This window comes from Neptuniibacter sp. QD29_5, from assembly GCF_047778125.1.
In the GTDB taxonomy this organism is placed as follows: Bacteria; Pseudomonadota; Gammaproteobacteria; order Pseudomonadales; family Balneatricaceae; genus Neptuniibacter.
The window spans coordinates 3,464,504-3,486,355 of record NZ_CP180556.1 but is presented as its reverse complement, the minus strand read 5'-3'; the positions used below and the strand labels follow the sequence as shown (position 1 = coordinate 3,486,355).

Annotated in this window: 16 protein-coding genes, 2 tRNA genes and 3 rRNA genes; 17 read left to right on the top strand and 4 right to left on the bottom strand. The window is 47.4% G+C overall.

What is annotated here, in order from left to right:
- Positions 1-95 precede the first annotated feature (95 nt).
- The 14 genes from ACMXYR_RS16675 to rrf all read left to right on the top strand — a co-directional run bounded on the left by ACMXYR_RS16675 (position 96) and on the right by rrf (position 12,838).
- Entirely contained in the window at positions 96-392 is a 297-nt protein-coding gene (locus tag ACMXYR_RS16675) for an ATP synthase subunit I (RefSeq protein WP_415882949.1), read from the top strand.
- Positions 393-408: 16 nt separating this feature from the next.
- Positions 409-1,242 carry a F0F1 ATP synthase subunit A gene (atpB, locus tag ACMXYR_RS16670; protein ID WP_415882948.1) on the top strand — a complete coding sequence of 278 codons (834 nt, stop codon included), beginning with the start codon at positions 409-411 and terminating at the stop codon, positions 1,240-1,242.
- Positions 1,243-1,330: 88 nt separating this feature from the next.
- Positions 1,331-1,567, top strand: a complete 237-nt coding sequence (gene atpE / locus ACMXYR_RS16665) for a F0F1 ATP synthase subunit C (RefSeq protein ID WP_415882947.1) — start codon at positions 1,331-1,333, stop codon at positions 1,565-1,567.
- Positions 1,568-1,632: 65 nt separating this feature from the next.
- A complete protein-coding gene (locus ACMXYR_RS16660; protein WP_415892916.1) occupies positions 1,633-2,103 on the top strand; it encodes a F0F1 ATP synthase subunit B in 471 nt (156 codons plus the stop codon).
- 14 nt (positions 2,104-2,117) lie between these two features.
- Entirely contained in the window at positions 2,118-2,651 is a 534-nt protein-coding gene (locus ACMXYR_RS16655; RefSeq protein WP_415882945.1) for a F0F1 ATP synthase subunit delta, read from the top strand.
- Positions 2,652-2,663: 12 nt separating this feature from the next.
- Entirely contained in the window at positions 2,664-4,208 is a 1,545-nt protein-coding gene (atpA, locus tag ACMXYR_RS16650) for a F0F1 ATP synthase subunit alpha (RefSeq protein WP_415882944.1), read from the top strand.
- Between the two features lie 70 nt (positions 4,209-4,278).
- The gene (gene atpG / locus ACMXYR_RS16645; protein WP_415884693.1) at positions 4,279-5,142 is read left to right on the top strand and encodes a F0F1 ATP synthase subunit gamma; all 864 of its coding nucleotides are present in this window, start codon (positions 4,279-4,281) and stop codon (positions 5,140-5,142) included.
- Between the two features lie 37 nt (positions 5,143-5,179).
- A complete protein-coding gene (gene atpD / locus ACMXYR_RS16640) occupies positions 5,180-6,556 on the top strand; it encodes a F0F1 ATP synthase subunit beta (RefSeq protein ID WP_415882943.1) in 1,377 nt (458 codons plus the stop codon).
- A 32-nt stretch (positions 6,557-6,588) separates the two neighbouring features.
- On the top strand, positions 6,589-7,014 hold the full coding sequence (locus ACMXYR_RS16635) for a F0F1 ATP synthase subunit epsilon (RefSeq protein ID WP_415882942.1): 426 nt from the start codon (positions 6,589-6,591) through the stop codon (positions 7,012-7,014).
- 677 nt (positions 7,015-7,691) lie between these two features.
- Positions 7,692-9,231: ribosomal RNA gene (locus ACMXYR_RS16630) — 16S ribosomal RNA — on the top strand.
- A gap of 68 nt (positions 9,232-9,299) precedes the next feature.
- Positions 9,300-9,376: transfer RNA gene (locus ACMXYR_RS16625), tRNA-Ile, on the top strand.
- Between the two features lie 24 nt (positions 9,377-9,400).
- Positions 9,401-9,476: transfer RNA gene (locus ACMXYR_RS16620), tRNA-Ala, on the top strand.
- 216 nt (positions 9,477-9,692) lie between these two features.
- A 23S ribosomal RNA gene (locus ACMXYR_RS16615) occupies positions 9,693-12,580 on the top strand.
- Positions 12,581-12,722: 142 nt separating this feature from the next.
- A 5S ribosomal RNA gene (gene rrf, locus ACMXYR_RS16610) occupies positions 12,723-12,838 on the top strand.
- The 16S, 23S and 5S rRNA genes sit together here with 2 tRNA genes alongside, the layout of an rRNA operon.
- A 163-nt stretch (positions 12,839-13,001) precedes the next feature.
- On the opposite strand, the gene ACMXYR_RS16605 is transcribed toward rrf, so the two are convergent.
- The 3 genes from ACMXYR_RS16605 to ACMXYR_RS16595 form a co-directional block, all read right to left on the bottom strand.
- Complete coding sequence (locus ACMXYR_RS16605) at positions 13,002-13,562, bottom strand: carbonate dehydratase (RefSeq protein WP_415902408.1); 561 nt, start codon at positions 13,560-13,562, stop codon at positions 13,002-13,004.
- A gap of 79 nt (positions 13,563-13,641) precedes the next feature.
- A complete protein-coding gene (locus ACMXYR_RS16600) occupies positions 13,642-14,979 on the bottom strand; it encodes a dihydroorotase (RefSeq protein ID WP_415902407.1) in 1,338 nt (445 codons plus the stop codon).
- Positions 14,980-15,132: 153 nt separating this feature from the next.
- Positions 15,133-15,873 (bottom strand): TrmB family transcriptional regulator, encoded by a 741-nt coding sequence (locus tag ACMXYR_RS16595; RefSeq protein ID WP_415902406.1) that lies wholly within the window; start codon positions 15,871-15,873, stop codon positions 15,133-15,135.
- A 100-nt stretch (positions 15,874-15,973) separates the two neighbouring features.
- Between ACMXYR_RS16595 and glmU the strand changes: the two genes are divergently transcribed.
- Together glmU and glmS are read left to right on the top strand one after the other, a co-directional pair.
- Complete coding sequence (gene glmU / locus ACMXYR_RS16590; protein ID WP_415902405.1) at positions 15,974-17,341, top strand: bifunctional UDP-N-acetylglucosamine diphosphorylase/glucosamine-1-phosphate N-acetyltransferase GlmU; 1,368 nt, start codon at positions 15,974-15,976, stop codon at positions 17,339-17,341.
- Between the two features lie 2 nt (positions 17,342-17,343).
- Entirely contained in the window at positions 17,344-19,167 is a 1,824-nt protein-coding gene (gene glmS, locus ACMXYR_RS16585) for a glutamine--fructose-6-phosphate transaminase (isomerizing) (protein ID WP_415902404.1), read from the top strand.
- Positions 19,168-19,206: 39 nt separating this feature from the next.
- Here glmS and dsdC read toward each other — a convergent pair whose 3' ends face one another.
- Positions 19,207-20,136, bottom strand: coding sequence for a DNA-binding transcriptional regulator DsdC (gene dsdC / locus ACMXYR_RS16580; protein ID WP_415902403.1), 930 nt, complete (start codon positions 20,134-20,136; stop codon positions 19,207-19,209).
- Between the two features lie 116 nt (positions 20,137-20,252).
- On the opposite strand from dsdC, the gene ACMXYR_RS16575 reads away from it, so the two are divergent.
- Positions 20,253-21,587 carry a D-serine ammonia-lyase gene (locus tag ACMXYR_RS16575; protein WP_415902402.1) on the top strand — a complete coding sequence of 445 codons (1,335 nt, stop codon included), beginning with the start codon at positions 20,253-20,255 and terminating at the stop codon, positions 21,585-21,587.
- Positions 21,588-21,852 lie beyond the last annotated feature (265 nt).

Genomic DNA, 21,852 nt, shown 5'->3' with positions numbered 1-21,852 from the left:
AGGGAGCCCATAGTCGTAAAACACGCGGTCGTATATTTAGAATTTTTCTGATTCAAGCAGTCATATGTTTATTACTTTGCGCTGGTTTACTACTAGTGAACTTAGAAACTGCATATTCGGCACTGCTAGGTGGAGTTTTATACCTTCTACCTACCCTCTATTTCGCTGATCGAGCATTGAGATTTAGTGCAGGTCAGAGTGCTAAGCAAGCGTTAGCCGAAATGTATGTGAGCCAAATATGGAAAATGGCTTTAAGTGCGGTAGGTTTTGCTGCCGTATTTATACTGATTCAGCCCCTGAATCCATTTTCCTTATTTGGCACGTTCATTCTGATGCAGATCTTAGGTTGGATTGGTCAGATGAACCTGAATACAAGATTCCTGAAACTTTGAACGAGAGAAACTGAGAATGGCTAGTAGCGACACAGTAACATCCTCAGAGTATATATCCCACCACTTGACGAATCTGACGTTCGGCTATCATGAAGCTTCGGATAGCTGGCGCTTCGTAGATACTGCAAACGGTATCATGCCTGGCGATTTCGGATTTTGGGCAATCCACGTGGATACTATGCTTTGGTCTGTTGGCTTGGGTATTTTCTTCCTTTGGTTGTTCCGTAGCGTAGCGAAAAAAGTTACGTCCGGCGTACCTGGAAGCACCCAGAACTTTATCGAAACAATTATTGAGTTTGTTGACGATAACGTTAAAGGTATTTTCCACCATAAGAACCCTGTTATTGCGCCTCTGTCGCTAACAATTTTCGTCTGGATCTTCCTGATGAACCTTATGGACCTTGTTCCAATCGATTGGGTTCCTTATATCGCTGCACAAATGGGCGTTGGCTACATGAAGATCGTACCAACTACAGACCCTAACGCTACTCTTGGTATGGCGTTCAGCGTATTCTTCTTGATCATTTACTACAGCATTAAGCAGAAAGGTGTTTCTGGCTTCCTTGCTGAGCTGTCTCTACAGCCAATGGGTAAATGGATGATTCCTTTCAACTTGTTCCTAGAAGTTGTAGGCCTACTGGCTAAGCCAATCTCTCTGGCGCTACGACTATTCGGTAACATGTATGCGGGTGAAATGATCTTTATCTTGATTGCTCTGCTTCCTTTCTGGGCGCAGTGGGTACTATCTGTGCCATGGGCAATCTTCCATATTCTAGTAATTACTTTGCAGGCGTTTATCTTCATGGTGCTAACTATCGTTTATCTTGCGATGGCACATGACGATCACTAATAAGTAATTCATGAACTGAAGTACTGTTTTAACCTGTTTTAACAAATTTTAAACTTTAACTTTTAAACTTAAATGTGGAGAAAAACTGATGGAAATGGCTAACGCTTTAGTATTCCTGGCTGCTGCGGTTCTAATGGGCCTTGCTGCTATTGGTGCTGCTGTAGGTATCGGTAACCTAGGTGGTAAATTCTTGGAAGGTGCTGCACGTCAACCTGAACTAGTACCACTACTACGTTCTCAGTTCTTCATCGTAATGGGTCTTGTTGATGCGGTACCTATGATCGGTGTAGGTCTTGGCATGTACCTAATGTTCGCAGTTGCATAAGTAGTCACTCGTAAAAGCAACGACTATCGAGTTCTACTTAATTAACAACCGCGAGAGGTAATGGCGTGAATATCAATATCACCATCATTGGCCAGGCAATCGCATTCTTTATCTTTGTTGTTTTCTGCATGAAGTACGTGTGGCCGCCAATTACGGCTGCACTTGCAGAGCGCAAAAAGAAGATTGCTGAAGGTCTGGACGCTGCTGAACGCGCTGCGCGTGACTTGCAGTTGGCTCAAGAAAAAGCCACTGAAAATATGCGTAAGGGCAAAGAAGAAGCAGCCGCCATCATTGAACAGGCCAACAAGCGGGCTAACCAGATTATCGAAGAAGCTAAAGACAAGGCTCTAGACGAAGCTAACCGTGTTAAAGCGGCTAAAGAAGCTGAACTAGAGCAAGAAGTTAACCAAGCACGCGAAGCATTGCGCGCTCAGGTAGCTACACTTGCATTGGCTGGTGCTGAGAAAGTACTAGAAGCTTCTATTGATGAGAAGGCACACGCGCAGCTTGTTGAAAAACTGGCCGCTGAGCTTTAAAGCGAGGTTTAACGATGGCTGAAGTCAACACTGTCGCTCGGCCTTATACCAAAGCTGCTTTCGAGTACGCGATGGATAAGGGTAACCTCGATCAGTGGTCCGCTACGCTAGCTCTGGCTGCTGCTGCAGCATCAGAAGAGAACGTAGTGCGTGTACTGGGTAACCCTGCACTGACAGATACGCAGAAAGCTGATCTGATGATCAATATCTGCGAAGAAGCAGATGACGCGGGTAAGAATTTTCTTAAGCTTCTAGCTGAGAACAAACGCCTAGAGATACTGCCTGAGATCAGCGCTCAGTTTAATAAACTGAAAGCAGATCAGGAAAAGTCACTGGATATCGAAGTGACTACGGCGTTTGAACTACAGGACGAGCAGCAAGAAAAACTTGCTCAGGCACTGAAAACTAAACTAGGTCGCGATGTAGCACTGACCTCACAAGTAGATAAGTCTATCTTGGGTGGTGTAGTAGTTCGCACTGACGACTTGGTGATCGACGGCTCTGTTCGCGCGCGACTCGCGAAGTTGGCCGAAGCGATGAATTCCTAGGGGAATAAAAGCATGCAGCAACTGAATCCTTCTGAGATCAGTGAGATTCTCAAGAAGCGCATCGAAACTCTTGATGTGACTTCAGAAGCCCGTAATGAGGGCACTGTAGTGAGCGTTTCCGATGGTATCATTACGATCCACGGTCTTGCTGACGTTATGTACGGGGAAATGATTGAATTCCCTGGCGGTATCTACGGTATGGCGCTTAACCTTGAGCGCGACTCCGTTGGTGCTGTAGTACTGGGTGACTACCAGGATCTAGTAGAAGGTGCTACTGCACGTTGTACTGGCCGTATCTTGGAAGTACCAATTGGTCCGGAACTGCAGGGTCGTGTAGTAGACGCTCTGGGTAACCCGATCGATGGTAAAGGCCCTGTAGAAACTAAATTAACTGACGCTGTTGAAAAGGTTGCACCTGGTGTAATCGAGCGTCAAGGCGTAGATCAGCCTGTACAGACTGGTCTTAAAGCAATCGACTCAATGGTTCCAATCGGTCGTGGTCAGCGTGAGCTAATCATCGGTGACCGTCAGATTGGTAAATCTGCGATTGCTATCGACGCTATCATCAACCAGAAAGGTACAGGCGTTAAATGTATCTACGTTGCAGTAGGCCAGAAACAGTCTACTATCGCTAACGTTGTACGTAAGCTTGAAGAGCACGGCGCAATGGATCACACGATCGTTGTAGCTGCTGGTGCCGCTGACCCTGCAGCAATGCAGTTCTTGGCTCCATACTCTGGTTGTACAATGGGTGAATACTTCCGTGACCGCGGTGAAGACGCTCTGATCATCTATGATGATCTAACTAAGCAAGCTTGGGCTTATCGTCAGATTTCCCTATTGCTACGTCGTCCGCCAGGTCGTGAAGCATACCCTGGTGACGTATTCTACTTGCACTCTCGTCTACTTGAGCGTGCTGCGCGTGTAAACGCTGACTACGTTGAGAAGTTTACAAACGGTGAAGTTAAGGGCCAGACTGGTTCCCTAACATCTCTGCCTGTAATCGAAACTCAAGGTGGTGACGTATCCGCATTCGTACCAACAAACGTAATCTCCATCACTGACGGTCAGATCTTCCTAGAAACTGACTTGTTCAACTCTGGTGTACGTCCAGCAATCAACGCTGGTCTATCCGTATCCCGTGTAGGTGGTGCAGCTCAAACTAAGATCATCAAGAAACTAGGTGGCGGTGTTCGTCTAGCACTTGCACAGTACCGTGAACTTGCGGCATTCGCACAGTTCGCTTCTGACCTTGATGACGCTACTCGTGCACAACTTGAGCACGGTCAGTCTGTAACTGAGCTGATGAAGCAGAAACAGTACTCTCCAATGTCTATCGCTGACATGGGTCTTAGCCTGTACGCTGCTAACGAAGGTTACTTACAAGGTGTAGCACTTGATAAAGTACTGGACTTCGAAGCAGCTTTGATTGCGTTCTTCAACAGCGAATACGCTGATCTTATGAACGACATCAACGCAACTGGCAACTACTCTGATGAGATTGCTGCTCAGTTCAAGGCTGGTATCGAGAAGTTCAAGTCTACACAAGCTTGGTAAGAACTCGTTTTGAGTGATCGATCTGCATGCTAGTCATGCAGATCTAACACAAAGCTATATAGGCGGAACTATGGCAGTCGGAAAAGAGATTAAGACAAAAATTGCGAGTGTGCAGAGCACTAAGAAGATTACCAGCGCTATGGAAATGGTTGCTGCTTCTAAGATGCGTAAAGCACAGGATCGCATGGAGTCTTCTCGCCCGTACGCGCGGAGTATCCGTGGTGTAATCCAGCACCTAGCCAAGTCCAACCCTGAGTACAGACACTTGTACATGCAGGAGCGTGAGACTAAGCGAGTTGGTTTTGTAATTGTTGCAACCGACCGTGGCTTGTGTGGTGGTTTGAACGTGAATGCGTTCAAAGCAGCTGTTAAAAGCATGAAAGAGTTCCATGACCAAGGCATCGACATCGATGTCTGTGCGCTAGGTAGCAAAGCCTCATCTTTCTTTAAGAACTATGGCGGCAATGTAGTAGCAGCAAAAACTCACCTAGGTGATGCGCCAGAAGTGGCGGATCTAATCGGGTCAGTTAAGGTCATGCTAGATGCTTACGACGAAGGCAAGCTGGACAAACTGTTTATCGTATCTAACGATTTCGTTAACACGATGACACAGCAGCCTGTAGTCAATCAGGTGCTTCCACTGAAGGCGGAAGACGACGAAGAAAAGCTTAACCATCATTGGGATTACCTATATGAGCCAGATGCTAAAGAGCTGTTAAACAGCTTGCTGGTTCGTTACGTTGAGTCCTTGGTCTACCAGGCCGTGGTTGAGAACAATGCCTGTGAACAGGCAGCACGTATGTTGGCGATGAAGAACGCAACAGACAATGCTGGCGACATGATTGACGAGCTAGAGATGATTTACAATAAAGCTCGTCAAGCAGCGATTACTCAGGAAATCTCTGAGATCGTTAGTGGTGCTGCAGCTGTTTAATAACAGGTCACAGGTTAAATTTTAAGAGGATCCGAACATGAGTAGCGGAACTATTGTTCAGATTATCGGCGCGGTAGTAGACGTGGAATTCCCACGTGACTCTGTACCGAAGGTTTACGATGCATTAACTGTATCTAAAACCGGCCTGACACTTGAAGTTCAGCAACAGCTGGGTGATGGTGTTGTACGTGCGATTGCAATGGGCCAAACAGAAGGCGTAAGCCGTGGTTTGGAAGTTGCAAACACTGGTGCTCCAGTATCTGTACCTGTTGGTACAGCAACACTGGGTCGTATCATGGACGTATTGGGTAACCCAATTGATGAATGTGGCGAAATCGGTGAAGAAGAGCGTATGCCTATTCACCGTAAAGCGCCTTCTTACGATGAGCAGTCTGCATCTAACGAACTACTAGAAACTGGTATCAAGGTAATCGACCTTGTATGTCCGTTCGCTAAGGGTGGTAAAGTTGGTCTGTTCGGTGGTGCGGGTGTAGGTAAAACCGTAAACATGATGGAGCTGATCCGTAACATCGCGATCGAGCACTCAGGTTTCTCCGTATTTGCCGGTGTAGGTGAGCGTACTCGTGAGGGTAACGACTTCTACTACGAGATGAAAGAATCCAACGTATTGGATAAAGTATCTCTAGTATACGGTCAGATGAATGAGCCTCCAGGTAACCGTCTACGTGTAGCGTTGACTGGCCTGACTATGGCTGAGAAATTCCGTGACGAAGGTCGTGACGTATTGTTGTTCGTAGACAACATCTACCGTTACACACTAGCGGGTACTGAGGTATCAGCACTTCTAGGTCGTATGCCTTCAGCGGTAGGTTACCAGCCAACTCTAGCAGAAGAGATGGGCGTTCTTCAGGAGCGTATCACTTCTACTAAGACTGGTTCCATCACGTCTATCCAGGCGGTATACGTACCAGCCGATGACTTGACTGACCCGTCTCCAGCGACAACCTTCTCTCACCTTGACGCAACAGTAGTATTGTCTCGTCAAATCGCAGAGCTAGGTATCTACCCAGCGGTAGATCCACTGGACTCTACATCTCGTCAGCTAGACCCACTAGTAATCGGTCAAGAACACTACGAGATCGCTCGTAACGTTCAGGGTGTACTACAGCGCTATAAAGAGCTGAAAGACATCATCGCGATTCTAGGTATGGACGAACTGTCTGAAGAAGATAAAGCTCTGGTAGCACGTGCTCGTAAGATGCAACGTTTCCTATCTCAGCCGTTCTTCGTAGCTGAAGTATTCACCGGTGCTCCTGGTAAATACGTGCCACTGAAAGAAACTATCAGCGGCTTTAAAGGCATCCTGGAAGGCCAGTACGACGATCTGCCAGAGCAGGCGTTCTACATGGTCGGTGGTATCGACGAAGCGATCGAGAAAGCTAAAGGCATGTAATTGCCTTTAGCTAACCTTTACGAGGTATAAATATGGCTATGACTGTTCATTGCGACATCGTAAGTGCTGAAGAAGAACTATTCTCTGGCCTTATTGAATTCGTATCCGTAACAGGTAGCCTGGGTGATCTGGGTGTATATCCAGGTCACGCTCCGCTTCTGACGGAACTAAAACCAGGCCCTGTCGAGCTACGCAAACAGGGTGGCGAACAGGATATCTTCTACGTATCCGGTGGCTTCATTGAAGTTCAGCCTCATAAGGTAACTGTACTTGCAGACACTGCTCTACATGCTGCAGACCTTAATGAAGCGAAAGCTCAAGAAGCACAGAAACATGCTGAACAGGCGATGTCTGATAAAACTGCAGAGTTCGAATACTCTAAAGCAGCGAGTCAGCTGGCTGAAGCTGCGGCTCAGCTTCGTACCCTACAGCAGATTCGTAAGAAGCTTGGTCGTTAAGACTGACTCTTACAAATCATTAGTTCTAAAAGGCAACCTTCGGGTTGCCTTTTTTGTTTCTGATTGGGGCAGACACAAAAAGTTCTCAATGTTTGTTATTTGCAAGGGGGCAGCTATGGAGTTAACCCGTTTCATAGGGCACCTTTTAACATTACGCATTTGAAAAAACGCACAGCTTACAGGTGCCGGCCTTAACCAGATGCCAATTTTTTTAAATTAAGTGTTGACGCCTTTTTATATATCTGTAGAATTCGCCGTCCTTGCTTAGGGAGGCCGCTTTTTAAGGGGCTGCAGACCTAAATAAGGTGCTTGATAAGTGATTGAAAATATTGGTTTTTGAGATCGCTTGCGGAGTAGGATTCAAAGTCCGGTTGCTGAGTAAAAACTTTTCACAAAATTGCAAAATAAACGGTTGACTTTGGATGAGCGCACAGTAGAATATGCGCCTCGCTTGAGACGAAACGCTGAGTCAGCGGAGAGTCAAGAAAGCAACGCTCTTTAACAATTTGATCAGATAATTCGTGTGGGCGCTTGTTGAGAAGAAGCAAACTTTTTCTAGACAAGCAACCAAGTGAATTCATTTAAAGCGATTTACAAAGGTTTAACGTTCTTAAGAATGTTATCCGGTTGTTTAGTACTAGAGCCCGTTACCACATTCCTGGTAACACAAATGATTTAAACTGAAGAGTTTGATCATGGCTCAGATTGAACGCTGGCGGCAGGCCTAACACATGCAAGTCGAACGGTAACATGACTAGCTTGCTAGTTGATGACGAGTGGCGGACGGGTGAGTAACGCGTAGGAATCTACCCAGTAGCGGGGGATAAGCCAGAGAAATTTGGTCTAATACCGCATACGCCCTACGGGGGAAAGCAGGGGATCTTCGGACCTTGCACTATTGGATGAGCCTGCGTGAGATTAGCTAGTTGGTGAGGTAATGGCTCACCAAGGCGACGATCTCTAGCTGGTCTGAGAGGATGATCAGCCACACTGGAACTGAGACACGGTCCAGACTCCTACGGGAGGCAGCAGTGGGGAATATTGCACAATGGGCGCAAGCCTGATGCAGCCATGCCGCGTGTGTGAAGAAGGCCCTAGGGTTGTAAAGCACTTTCAGCAGTGAGGAAAGGTTAGTAGTTAATACCTGCTAGCTGTGACGTTAACTGCAGAAGAAGCACCGGCTAACTCCGTGCCAGCAGCCGCGGTAATACGGAGGGTGCGAGCGTTAATCGGAATTACTGGGCGTAAAGCGCGCGTAGGTGGATTGGTCAGTCAGATGTGAAAGCCCAGGGCTCAACCTTGGAACTGCACCTGATACTGCCAATCTAGAATACGGTAGAGGGTAGTGGAATTTCCTGTGTAGCGGTGAAATGCGTAGATATAGGAAGGAACACCAGTGGCGAAGGCGACTACCTGGACCGATATTGACACTGAGGTGCGAAAGCGTGGGGAGCAAACAGGATTAGATACCCTGGTAGTCCACGCCGTAAACGATGTCTACTAGCCGTTGGGAGACTTGATCTTTTAGTGGCGCAGCTAACGCGATAAGTAGACCGCCTGGGGAGTACGGCCGCAAGGTTAAAACTCAAATGAATTGACGGGGGCCCGCACAAGCGGTGGAGCATGTGGTTTAATTCGACGCAACGCGAAGAACCTTACCAACTCTTGACATCCAGAGAAGTTACTAGAGATAGTTTCGTGCCTTCGGGAACTCTGAGACAGGTGCTGCATGGCTGTCGTCAGCTCGTGTTGTGAAATGTTGGGTTAAGTCCCGTAACGAGCGCAACCCTTGTCCTTATTTGCCAGCACTTCGGGTGGGAACTCTAAGGAGACTGCCGGTGACAAACCGGAGGAAGGTGGGGACGACGTCAAGTCATCATGGCCCTTACGAGTTGGGCTACACACGTGCTACAATGGCCGGTACAGAGGGCCGCGAACCTGCGAGGGTAAGCTAATCTCAGAAAACCGGTCGTAGTCCGGATTGGAGTCTGCAACTCGACTCCATGAAGTCGGAATCGCTAGTAATCGCGAATCAGAATGTCGCGGTGAATACGTTCCCGGGCCTTGTACACACCGCCCGTCACACCATGGGAGTGGATTGCACCAGAAGTAGCTAGCTTAACCTTCGGGAGGGCGGTTACCACGGTGTGGTTCATGACTGGGGTGAAGTCGTAACAAGGTAGCCCTAGGGGAACCTGGGGCTGGATCACCTCCTTAAACGAAAGCCGATTCTCGGCAAGCGTTCACACGAATTATCTGATCAGAGAAGTTAAGAGCAACGGTGTAGGCTTGTAGCTCAGCTGGTTAGAGCGCACCCCTGATAAGGGTGAGGTCGGTGGTTCAAGTCCACTCAGGCCTACCAATCAATAGCCTTACTGTTTTTCTTGGGGCTATAGCTCAGCTGGGAGAGCGCCTGCTTTGCACGCAGGAGGTCTGCGGTTCGATCCCGCATAGCTCCACCATCATCCTCTGGATGAGAAGGAAGAGTTTTAAAACATATTGTCGTTTAAGACATTATCTTTTAAAGCTTTTTTGCTTTAAACGCTCTTTAACAATTTGGATTTGATTCATTTGATTTAGATTTAAGACATGTAGTTTTACTGCATGCGCCAATTCGGCGAAATCTATCGTTACTAGCAATACAAGTTACTGTGATTCCAGACGCCTTCGGGTTATATGGTCAAGTGACTAAGCGTGCACGGTGGATGCCTTGGCAGTCAGAGGCGATGAAGGACGTTGTAACCTGCGATAAGGTTCGGGGAGGTGGTAAACAACCTTTGATCCGGACATTTCCGAATGGGGAAACCCACCTATTTATAGGTATCTTTTAACTGAATACATAGGTTATTAGAGGCGAACCTGGGGAACTGAAACATCTAAGTACCCAGAGGAAAAGAAATCAACCGAGATTCCCTAAGTAGCGGCGAGCGAACGGGGACTAGCCCTTAAGCTTTATTAGATTTAACAGAACACTCTGGAAAGTGTGGCCATAGTGGGTGATAGCCCCGTATGTGAAAGGTCTTTTAAAGTGAAATCGAGTAGGACGGCACACGTGAAACGCTGTCTGAATATGGGGGGACCATCCTCCAAGGCTAAATACTCCTGACTGACCGATAGTGAACCAGTACCGTGAGGGAAAGGCGAAAAGAACCCCTGTGAGGGGAGTGAAATAGACCCTGAAACCGTGTACGTACAAGCAGTGGGAGCCGTTTTCGGACGGTGACTGCGTACCTTTTGTATAATGGGTCAGCGACTTACTTTTAGTGGCAAGGTTAAGCATTTGCGGAGCCGTAGGGAAACCGAGTCTTAATAGGGCGTCCAGTCGCTAGGAGTAGACCCGAAACCGAGTGATCTATCCATGGGCAGGTTGAAGATGCAGTAACATGCATTGGAGGACCGAACCGACTGTCGTTGAAAAGCCAGCGGATGACTTGTGGATAGGAGTGAAAGGCTAATCAAACTCGGAGATAGCTGGTTCTCCTCGAAAACTATTTAGGTAGTGCCTCGTGTCTAACCATGGGGGGTAGAGCACTGTTTCGGCTAGGGGGTCATCCCGACTTACCAACCCGATGCAAACTCCGAATACCCATGAGTTCAATCACGGGAGACACACGGCGGGTGCTAACGTCCGTCGTGGAAAGGGAAACAACCCAGACCGTCAGCTAAGGTCCCAAAGTTTATGCTAAGTGGGAAACGATGTGGGAAGGCTTAGACAGCTAGGAGGTTGGCTTAGAAGCAGCCACCCTTTAAAGAAAGCGTAATAGCTCACTAGTCGAGTCGGCCCGCGCGGAAGATATAACGGGGCTAAGCATAACACCGAAGCTACGGATGCACTTTGTGCATGGTAGAGGAGCGTTCTGTAAGCTGTTGAAGCGGAAGCTGTAAGGCACCGTGGAGGTATCAGAAGTGCGAATGCTGACATGAGTAACGATAAGGGAGGTGAAAACCCTCCCCGCCGGAAGACCAAGGGTTCCTATCCAACGCTATTCGAGGTAGGGTGAGTCGGCCCCTAAGGAGAGGCTGAAGAGCGTATCCGATGGGAAACAGGTTAATATTCCTGTACTGCTCATAACTGCGATGGGGGGACGGAGAAGGCTAGGCTAGCGCGGCGTTGGTTGTCCGCGTTTAAGATAGTAGGTTTAGAGCTTAGGTAAATCCGGGCTCTTTTAAGACCGAGAATCGATGACGAGGTCCTTTATGGACTGAAGTAGTTGATGCCATGCTTCCAGGAAAATCCTCTAAGCTTCAGGTTATGACTAACCGTACCCTAAACCGACACAGGTGGTCAGGTAGAGAATACTAAGGCGTATGAGAAAACTCGGGTGAAGGAACTAGGCAAAATGGCACCGTAACTTCGGGAGAAGGTGCGCCGGTTTTGGTGATGGGACTTGCTCCCTAAGCTGAGGCCGGTCGAAGATACCAGGTGGCTGCGACTGTTTATTAAAAACATAGCACTCTGCAAACTCGAAAGAGGACGTATAGGGTGTGACGCCTGCCCGGTGCCGGAAGGTTAATTGATGGGGTTAGCGCTTGCGCGAAGCTCTTGATCGAAGCCCCGGTAAACGGCGGCCGTAACTATAACGGTCCTAAGGTAGCGAAATTCCTTGTCGGGTAAGTTCCGACCTGCACGAATGGCGTAACGATGGCCACACTGTCTCCACCCGAGACTCAGTGAAATTGAAATAGCTGTTAAGATGCAGTTTACCCGCGGCTAGACGGAAAGACCCCGTGAACCTTTACTACAGCTTCACAGTGGACTTTGACATTACTTGTGTAGAATAGCTGGGAGGCTTTGAAACCCTGTCGCCAGATAGGGTGGAGCCACCTTTGAAATACCAGCCTGGTAATGTTGAGGTTCTAACCCAGTTCCCTAAGCGGGATCGGGGACATTGTGTGGTGGGTAGTTTGACTGGGGCGGTCTCCTCCCAAAGAGTAACGGAGGAGCACGAAGGTACCCTCAGCATGGTCGGAAATCATGCAATGAGCGCAAGAGTAGAAGGGTGCTTGACTGCGAGACAGACACGTCGAGCAGGTACGAAAGTAGGTTCTAGTGATCCGGTGGTTCTGTATGGAAGGGCCATCGCTCAACGGATAAAAGGTACTCCGGGGATAACAGGCTGATACCGCCCAAGAGTTCACATCGACGGCGGTGTTTGGCACCTCGATGTCGGCTCATCACATCCTGGGGCTGAAGCCGGTCCCAAGGGTATGGCTGTTCGCCATTTAAAGTGGTACGCGAGCTGGGTTTAGAACGTCGTGAGACAGTTCGGTCCCTATCTGCCGTGGGCGTTTGAGATTTGAGAAGAGTTGCTCCTAGTACGAGAGGACCGGAGTGAACGAACCTCTGGTGTACCGGTTGTGATGCCAATTGCATTGCCGGGTAGCTACGTTCGGACGGGATAACCGCTGAAAGCATCTAAGCGGGAAGCCTCCTTCAAGATGAGATCTCACTGGGAACTTGATTCCCCTAAAGGGCCGTTGAAGACTACGACGTTGATAGGTTGGGTGTGGAAGCGCTGTGAGGCGTTGAGCTAACCAATACTAATTGCCCGTGAGGCTTGACCATATAACGCCCAAGGCGTTTGGCAAGTGACTTGTAAGATACGTAAGACGATAGAGAGTAACGAATTAGCGCGTAGTTAAGCTACAGTCGAAGAACTATCTAGATCAAATAAAAGAAGAATCAGATCTAAGTTGTAACAGTTTTGCTTGGCGACCATAGAGTTGTGGAACCACCTGAATCCATCCCGAACTCAGACGTGAAACGCAACATCGCCGATGGTAGTGTGGGGCTTCCCCATGTGAGAGTAGGTCATCGCCAAGCATTTAATTAAGAGAAAACCCCGGTCACACTGTGATCGGGGTTTTTTCGTGTTGGGCTAAAGAAAGCAAAGCAATACTGAACGAATTATTTACACTCGGCTTAATCCACATAGACTCTCCAGCAACTAGCAACTAGCAACTAGCAACTAGCAACTAGCAAGCACTTATAGGTCGCCGCCTAGCTCTTTATAGCCTTCGACTAGTACATGGTTGGCTGAGACGACGGATTCTGAAAACGAAGAGAATTCAGCTGTTACTTTCTCAATCGAAGCTAGATCTGACTCATGCGCTATAGCTGTCATAGGCGGCACGTGAGAGCGTTCTGGTAGATCTACTCCTTCGACCACAGCGTTGTGCCTAATCACGCTACCGTCACCTATATGGCAGCGGAAGACGACACTGTTGAAGCCGATAAATACATCGTCACCAACAGTACATGGGCCATGTACAATTGAGCGATGGGCGATGGAGGTGCGTTCACCCACCACAACCTCAGCACCGGCTTTTGAATGAATCACTACGCCATCTTGCAGGTTGGAGCCTTGTTTGATTAGTACGGGCTGCATCTCACCTGATGCATCAACCTCATCGGCTCTGATTACAGCGTAAGGTCCAACAAAAACATTATCTTCTATAATCACTCGACCACAAATGATGGCGGTAGGGTCAATAAAGGCCTTGTCTGACACTTCAGGGTAGTAGCCCGCCGGACACTTTCTAAGCATTGTTGCTCCTAATTATTGCCTCTAACAGATGAAGAGGCTTTGTTATTTTTTATTAGAAGTTGAGTGTATCTTTAGACTGTTATAGACCAGAAAAGGCTAATGGTTTAGCAATGCCTTCCTGAACTAGTGTCTGTGTACCATCATATACCAGGTGTCCATTTACCCAAGTCGATTTTATCTGACCCGAGAATTCTAGGCCGTCAAACGGAGTCCATTCACAGTGGTATAGGCTATTCGCATGGCTTACCAATGTCGATTTTTTCGGATCAACTAGAACTAGATCGGCAAAGTAACCCTCACGAATAAATCCTCGATCTAAAACACCATAACGAATAGCTGGGTTATGGCATACCTTCTCGACAACTTGTTCGATCGACATACGGCCTAAATTAACGTGCTCTAACAAAGTGAGTAACGCGTGCTGAACAAGGGGAAGGCCTGCTGGCGCATTTGAATAATTAACCAGCTTTTCGGTTAGTGTATGCGGAGCGTGATCGGTTGCGATGATATCGATCTGTCCCGTTTTAAGTGCATTTAGCAGCGCGTTGCGATCCTGCAGGGTTTTAATCGCAGGGTTACATTTAATTAAATTTCCGCGAGTTTCGTAATCTTCAGCACTAAACCATAGATGATGTACGCAAGCTTCTGCTGTAATCTTCTTGCCTTGGACAGGGCCTGATTGGAATAAGCTCAGCTCTTTTTCTGTTGTTATATGCAGAACATGAAGTTTGCTTTGGTATTTCTTCGCCAGTTCTACTGCGTAAGAGGAGGAAGCAAGGCAGGCTTCATCATCACGAATAATAGGGTGGTCGTGGATCGTAATCTTACGCCTGGTGTCTTGAACACGTTTTAGGTTATTGGCAATAACCGGTCCGCTTTCACAATGGGTTACTATTAAGACAGGACTTTCACGGAAGATCCCTTCTAAAGCTGTTGGGTTCTCGACAAGTAGGTTACCGGTAGAGGCACCCATAAACACTTTTACGCCACAGGTTTTGGTTGGGTCTAAGGCCTTTATATCGTCTAAGTTATCTTCCGTAGCTCCTAGATAGAATGCATAGTTCGCTGCCGAGTTTTGCGCAGCAATATTGTATTTATTCTCTAGTGCAGCAGCATTGGTTGTTGAAGGGTTAACATTTGGCATCTCCATATAGCTAGTGATACCCCCGGCAACTGCCGCGCGCGATTCGGTTGCGATACTGCCTTTATGTGTTAAACCTGGTTCACGGAAATGCACCTGATCGTCGATCATTCCCGGAAGCAGCCAGCACTCCTTAGCATTGATAACCGTGTCGGTAGATCTCGGGTCTATATCAGCAGCAATTAGATCGATTCTTTGGTCTTTAATTCTTAGATCGACCTCTCTTTGTTCACCTTCATTGATGATGATCGCGTTCTTAATCAATGTGTCATTCATTGCTGCAATACCTCTGTGTCTCGTACTTCGGGTGAGTGGCTATAAAACCGGCCAATTATGACATGAAGTGAAATGTTATAATATAACTCTATTTGGATTGGCTAATTGAGATAGGGTTAAGCTTTTAACAAGAATGCTATTCTTTGGGGCGAGCTACAGTAGTCGCCATAGCGTATCAAAGATGATCTTCTGCGCACCGGCCACTTCCGGCGAATCAATCACTACCGCTGTTGGGTAGTTTTCTGAAGCGAGTGAGATGATTGCGCATTTAGGTGGGTAGATCGCGATATAAGCTGCATCCACTTTACCTTCTGTTTTGATCCACTTACGTTCGGAAAGCAGAGCGTCTTCACCGCCATCACCGATTGCAATGGCACGTACGTTAATTCCACGTTGTATGCGCTGATTAGTGAAGTTAGGGAAGGGTCGATAGAGGTGCTTCCTGATCGGCTTAGAGGAGAAGACGGAGTAGCTATCAGCATCTGAGCTAGACACCGTGATCAGAATATCTTTCAGTACGTGCTCTATACCGTCATCGCCTTCATAGAAGCTGACATTGGCAGTATTAAAGTCAGGTTTAAGGTGCTGCAGCTCCGGAATAATGCTTTGTTTCAGCTCGTCGATCGCTTTATCTAAGCTCTGTCGGCGATCTTCAGCCAGCTGCAAAAGAATATCTGGATCTACAGGGGCGAATAAGCGCCGTTTACCTTTAGGTTGATAAGTCACAATCCCTTTTTGCTGCATCTCTTTGAGACTTTCATAGGTACTACCGCGGTTAACCCCTGATTTGTCAGCAATTGTTCGTATAGAACTTGCCCCTAAAGTTAATAAGGCTTTGTAGATCTCAATTTCTCTGGGGTTTAAGCCCAATATTTTAAAAACGTCGTTATTCATAATTGTCATAAAATTTGTGACAAAAGGGATTGTATGGTTTCATTTTTACTTTAAAGTGCGATGGAAATAAAGCGTAAACCTACAAAGGAAAGGTAAGACTATGTCTGTAGACGTTGTCATTTTGGCTGCTGGTCAGGGTAGCCGTATGAAATCCAAACTCCCAAAAGTACTGCACAAGGTTGGCGGTAAAGCGATGGTGCAACATGTAATCGACACTGCATCGTCACTACAGGGGGTAAACACGCACGTTGTCATCGGTCACGGCGCGGATAAATTACGTGAAGAGCTACAGGGTCAAGCGCTTAACTTTGCTCTGCAGGCAGAACAAAAAGGAACAGGGCATGCGGTGGCTCAGGCGATGCCTGAAGTAGCTGATGACAGTGTTGTGCTTGTGCTTTATGGCGATGTGCCGTTAACACAAGCTGCCACTATGCAAGAGATGGTGGATATCGCTGCTACAGGTGACTTGGCACTACTGACAGTGAATCTAAAAGATCCTACTGGTTATGGCCGCATCGTACGCAACAGCGAAGACAAAGTTGTGGCGATTGTTGAGCATAAAGATGCTACGCCAGAGCAGCACTTGATCAATGAAGTAAATACCGGAATTTTAGCGGTTAAGAGTCAGTATCTTGCTGATTGGTTACCGCAGCTATCCTCTGAAAATGCGCAAGGCGAATATTATCTGACTGATATCATCGCGATGTCTGCCAATGGTGGCGTGAAGATCATCGCGATTCAGCCTGAAGCTGAAGAGGAAGTCCAAGGGGTTAACAACCGCGTTCAGTTGGCCGAACTAGAACGCTGGCACCAGTTACAACGTGCTGAATGGTTGATGGTGAACGGTGCAACTTTAGCTGATCCAGCGCGTGTTGATGTGCGTGGTAATGTCTCTATTGGTCAGGATCTACTGATCGATGTAAACGTTGTTTTAGAGGGTGATGTTGTACTGGGTGACGATGTTGTAATCGAACCAAACTGTTACCTAAAAAACTGCACTATTGCAGCGGGTACCCATATCAAGGCAAACACAGTGATTGAAGATGCTGTGATTGCTGAATCTTGTGATATCGGTCCATTTGCACGTTTACGCCCAGGCACTCAGCTTGCTGCTAAAGCTAAGGTTGGTAACTTTGTTGAAACCAAAAAAGCGATTGTGGGTGAAGGAAGCAAGATCAATCACCTTTCTTATGTGGGCGATGCTGTATTGGGTAAAGATGTAAACATAGGCGCAGGTACTATTACTTGTAACTACGACGGCGTGAATAAGTCGCTGACAGAAATTGGTGACAACGCATTTATTGGTTCCAATACAGCCCTTGTTGCACCGGTTAAAGTGGGCGTTATGGCGACTGTAGGTGCAGGTTCAACGATTGCTAAACCTGTATCCGATGATGCACTTGCGATTACTCGTGCAAAACAAACTGAATTGAAAAACTGGCCGCGTCCTAAGAAAAAAGGAAACTAATCATGTGTGGAATTGTAGGTGCTGTTGCAGCTAGGCCAGTTCAGGAAATCCTGCTTGAAGGTTTGCGTCGTTTGGAATATCGCGGTTATGACTCTGCTGGCGTCGCATTGCAGACAGAAGCGGGTATTCAACGTTGTCGCCGTAATGGCAAGGTTCAAGCCCTTTCTGATGCCTTACAAGAGCAGCCTTTAGTGGGCACTACAGGTATCGCACATACTCGTTGGGCTACTCACGGCGTACCTTGTGAAGCGAATGCTCACCCGCATATGTCGGGCGATCAACTGGCCGTAGTGCACAACGGTATTATCGAAAACTTTGAAGAGCTAAAAACTGATCTGCAAAACGATGGTTATAAATTTAGCTCAGAAACTGATACTGAAGTAATAGCACACTTACTTGCGAGAGAGCTTAAATCAACCAGCTCTTTGCACACTGCCGTTTCCAATATTATTGGCCAGCTTGAAGGTGCTTACGCGTTGGGCGTGATCGAAAAAGCGGATCCTTCCCAGTTGGTAACCGCGCGTAAAGGTAGCCCGTTGGTGATCGGTGTTGGTATTGGCGAGAACTTTATCGCTTCCGATCAACTTGCGCTTTTACAAGTAACTGACCGCTTTATGTTCTTGGAAGATGGTGATGTTGCGACCCTAACGGCGGCAGATATCACGGTAACGGATATCTCCGGCAAAAAAGTAGAGCGCGAAGTTAGCCAGTTTGAACACGGTGTAAGCTCTGCCGATAAAGGTGAATTTAAGCACTATATGCTTAAAGAGACCTATGAGCAGCCAGAGGTGATCAAAGCATGTTTAGAAGGGCGTATCAGCGAAGATAAACTGCTGGAACAATGCTTTGGCGTGAAAGCAGCTGAAGTGTTTGATCAGGTTAAGCAGGTACAAATTATTGCCTGTGGTACGAGTTTCCACGCCGGTTTGATTGCTAAGTACTGGATCGAAGATCTCGTCGGTATCCCATGTATGGTCGAGGTTGCCAGTGAGTACCGTTACCGTTCAGTTGTGATTCCTGAAGGTACGCTATTTCTGACCATTTCACAGTCTGGTGAAACAGCAGATACGTTAGCTGCGCTACGTGAAATTCAGGATCGTGTTTTGGCGTCCCTGGTTATCTGCAACGTTCCGGGCAGCTCTTTGGTGCGTGAATCTGATTTGGCCTTGATGACTAACGCGGGTCCAGAGATTGGTGTGGCGTCGACTAAAGCGTTTACGACACAACTAGTGGTGTTGATGCTAACGACAATCGCACTTGGCCGTCGTAATGGCTTAACCGAAGAAACTGAAGCAGCCATCATCACCGCGCTTAAAAAGCTTCCTGAACAGGTTCAGCAAGCTCTTGCAATGGATAGTGATATTGAGCAGATGGCGCAATCCTTTGCTGAAAAGAATCATTCTCTGTTCCTTGGCCGCGGCACTTTGTACCCTGTGGCAAAAGAGGGTGCGCTTAAGCTGAAAGAGATCTCCTATATCCACGCGGAGTCTTACCCAGCAGGTGAGCTAAAACACGGCCCATTGGCGCTGGTCGATAAAGAGATGCCAGTCGTCGCAGTAGCCCCACAGAACGATATGTTGGATAAGCTGAAGGCAAACCTACAGGAAGTCCGCGCTCGTGGTGGTGAACTGTTTGTCTTCGCAGGCTCTGACAAAGTGCAATCGGAAGAAGGCACTTATGTACTGAATATGCCGACATGTGATGAGATCATGCAGCCCGTGCTATACACCATTCCGCTACAGTTGCTCTCTTATCATGTAGCGATTTTGAAAGGTACGGACGTGGATCAGCCACGAAATTTGGCTAAGTCGGTAACAGTTGAGTAACGGCTTTAGCTAATAAGACTTCTATAACAGGCTCACTGTTCAGTGGGCCTGTACTTTTTCCAGAATCCACTCCCTAAATGCCTTGATAATAGGCTGCTCCTTCCTGTCTTCATGGGTGACCAGAAAATAGCCTTGTTGAGATTGGATCGGCTGTAATCCTCCAAATGGGTTTATCAATTCCCCACTGTTCAGTGCTTTTTCGATTAGCTGCTTACGCCCCATAGCAACGCCTAAACCTGATTTAGCTGCATTCACTGCATGTTCTGACTTATCAAAGCAGTGCCCCTGCTTTAGAACTAGGTTCAATGCTTGTTGATCGGCCCAGTAGGACCATTCTGAATAAGGGCCAGCTTCAGGCCATGCTTGAGCATCATGTAGTAGTGGGCAGTGTTTTAGTTTTTCTGGCCTATCCCATAAGTCATGTTTATCTGCGAAGTCTTTGGTACAAACGGGAATGAGCTGTTCATCCATGAGTGGCCAACTAACCAACCCCGGGTACTCGCCTTGACCATAATAGATAGCTAGATCGATCTGTTCGGCATAAAAGTCGATTAGACGGCTATGGGTTTCCATGCGGATAAAAATCTGCGGGTAGCGCTGAGAGAAGTCCGTCAATTTTTCCAGCAGCCATTGTGAAGCAAAAGAAGGGGGGACAGAGAGTGAGAGTTCACCGGCAAGCCCTTGTGTATGGATATCGCGAATCAGATTATCGAGTTCCGTCAGGCTGTTATTGGTTTGTATCAGGAGCCTTTCGCCCTCGGCTGTAAGCTGTAGACGCCGGTTGTAGCGCAAGAATAGGGCAAAACCGAGCTGTTCTTCCAGTTTACGTATCCGTTGGCTAATGGCTCCTTGAGTAAGACTTAACTCTTCTGCAGCGAGGGTAAAGCTAAGGTGCTTAGCTGCGCTACTGAAGCATTGCAGATTAGCGAGAACAGCGTTATTCAAATGAGAGGGTTTCAGATTAGCCATTTTAATCCAAGGATGCTTTTTTATGGTTTGCTGTAAATTATAAGCATTGGTTTAATGGTTTTATCCTAATTTCATTAATTGGAATTAACAAAATTTATTCGATCGGAGCTGGTTTTATGGGGTTAAACACACAGGAAATAAATGATCTGATACGTGAGTTTCCCTTGTTGGAGCGCCTTCAGAAAACTCAGCCGTTGCTTTGGTTAAACCCTAAAATCACGGACTTTTCTGCGGTATCTGCACGTCTGCCATTAGCGCAAACTGATGTTGCCGATGCTTCAGCAAGATTGAAGCGTTTTGCTCCCTATCTGGCGGAAGTGTTTCCAGAAACCGCTGCCAAAAAAGGCATGATTGAATCGCCGTTGCGTAAGGTGCCTCAATTTCATCGCCAGCTCGAGGCAAGGGCCAATCAAACTCTCCCTGGCCGTCTGCTGTTGAAGTGCGACAGCCATCTGCCTACATCGGGTTCGATAAAAGCACGTGGTGGTATTTATGAGGTGCTCAAGTATGCCGAGGCCATTGCTATAGAGTCAGGCCTGATCACCAAAGAGAGCTGTTACAGTAAGCTGAATAGTGATGTTTGCCGCGAACTGTTTAGTCAGTCTCAAATCGTGGTGGGGTCAACCGGCAACCTTGGGCTTAGTATCGGAATTATGGGGGCTGCATTAGGGTTTTCGGTGACGGTTCATATGTCTGCAGATGCTCGGCAGTGGAAGAAAGACCTGCTACGTAGCAAAGGCGTGCAGGTCATTGAATATGAAGATGATTACAGTAAAGCGGTAGAAGAGGGGCGCAAACAAGCGCTCAGCCAGCAGCGTTGTCACTTTGTGGATGATGAGAACTCAAATGACCTGTTTTTAGGCTATGCGGTTGCTGCAGAACGTCTAACTAAGCAGCTATCTGAGCAAAATATTCAGGTTGATGCTGAACATCCGTTGTTTGTTTATCTGCCTTGTGGCGTCGGTGGCGGCCCAGGTGGTGTTGCCTTTGGCTTGAAACTGCTGTTTGGTGATCATGTTCACTGCTTCTTTGCTGAACCGACCCATTCGCCTTGTATGCTGGTGGGCATGTACACCGGACTGCATGATCAGATCAGTGTTCAGGAGCTGGGTATCGATAACCAAACCTGTGCTGATGGCCTAGCAGTAGGCCGTGCCTCCGGTTTTGTTGGTAAGGTGATGGAACCACTGCTAAGTGGGGTTTATACCGTAGAGGACAAAACACTTTATCAGCTATTGGCCGAAATTTATGAGAGCGAGAATATAGCGTTGGAACCATCGGCTTTGGCGGGAGCAACAGGCATTGTAAATCTGATATCGCAGGGTGAAAGCTACCTTCAGAATCATGGTTTACAGAGTAAGTTGGGTAACTCAACCCATATCATCTGGGCTACAGGCGGTAGTATGGTTCCTGAATCTGAATGGCAGAGTTACTACAAGTTAGGCAAGTGATCGCCAACTTTAAGCACTAAGTGCAGCAGTATTCGGATGAGCATGGTTGAAATAGGGTGAGATGGTATCTGCCTTGATCGCCTGCTAATGTAAGCGTTAAAGACAGACGGTTTTAAGTCTTAAACGGAACTTACATGGCCTATCTTTCCCTAATAAATATTCAATCTGCTTTTCTGCTTTTCTGCTATTTGCTGCACTTACCCTGAGTGCTTGCTCTCAGATCGTCCCGCCTACTGAAATACCGCACGCGCCATTATCTAAAACT

Coding starts and splice junctions, on each gene's coding strand:
- atpB (WP_415882948.1), top strand. CDS start 409: ATGGCTAGTAGCGACACAGTAACATCCTCAGAGTATATATCCCACCAC.
- atpE (WP_415882947.1), top strand. CDS start 1,331: ATGGAAATGGCTAACGCTTTAGTATTCCTGGCTGCTGCGGTTCTAATG.
- ACMXYR_RS16655 (WP_415882945.1), top strand. CDS start 2,118: ATGGCTGAAGTCAACACTGTCGCTCGGCCTTATACCAAAGCTGCTTTC.
- atpA (WP_415882944.1), top strand. CDS start 2,664: ATGCAGCAACTGAATCCTTCTGAGATCAGTGAGATTCTCAAGAAGCGC.
- atpG (WP_415884693.1), top strand. CDS start 4,279: ATGGCAGTCGGAAAAGAGATTAAGACAAAAATTGCGAGTGTGCAGAGC.
- atpD (WP_415882943.1), top strand. CDS start 5,180: ATGAGTAGCGGAACTATTGTTCAGATTATCGGCGCGGTAGTAGACGTG.
- ACMXYR_RS16635 (WP_415882942.1), top strand. CDS start 6,589: ATGGCTATGACTGTTCATTGCGACATCGTAAGTGCTGAAGAAGAACTA.
- ACMXYR_RS16605 (WP_415902408.1), bottom strand. CDS start 13,562: ATGCTTAGAAAGTGTCCGGCGGGCTACTACCCTGAAGTGTCAGACAAG.
- ACMXYR_RS16600 (WP_415902407.1), bottom strand. CDS start 14,979: ATGAATGACACATTGATTAAGAACGCGATCATCATCAATGAAGGTGAA.
- ACMXYR_RS16595 (WP_415902406.1), bottom strand. CDS start 15,873: ATGAATAACGACGTTTTTAAAATATTGGGCTTAAACCCCAGAGAAATT.
- glmU (WP_415902405.1), top strand. CDS start 15,974: ATGTCTGTAGACGTTGTCATTTTGGCTGCTGGTCAGGGTAGCCGTATG.
- glmS (WP_415902404.1), top strand. CDS start 17,344: ATGTGTGGAATTGTAGGTGCTGTTGCAGCTAGGCCAGTTCAGGAAATC.
- dsdC (WP_415902403.1), bottom strand. CDS start 20,136: ATGGCTAATCTGAAACCCTCTCATTTGAATAACGCTGTTCTCGCTAAT.
- ACMXYR_RS16575 (WP_415902402.1), top strand. CDS start 20,253: ATGGGGTTAAACACACAGGAAATAAATGATCTGATACGTGAGTTTCCC.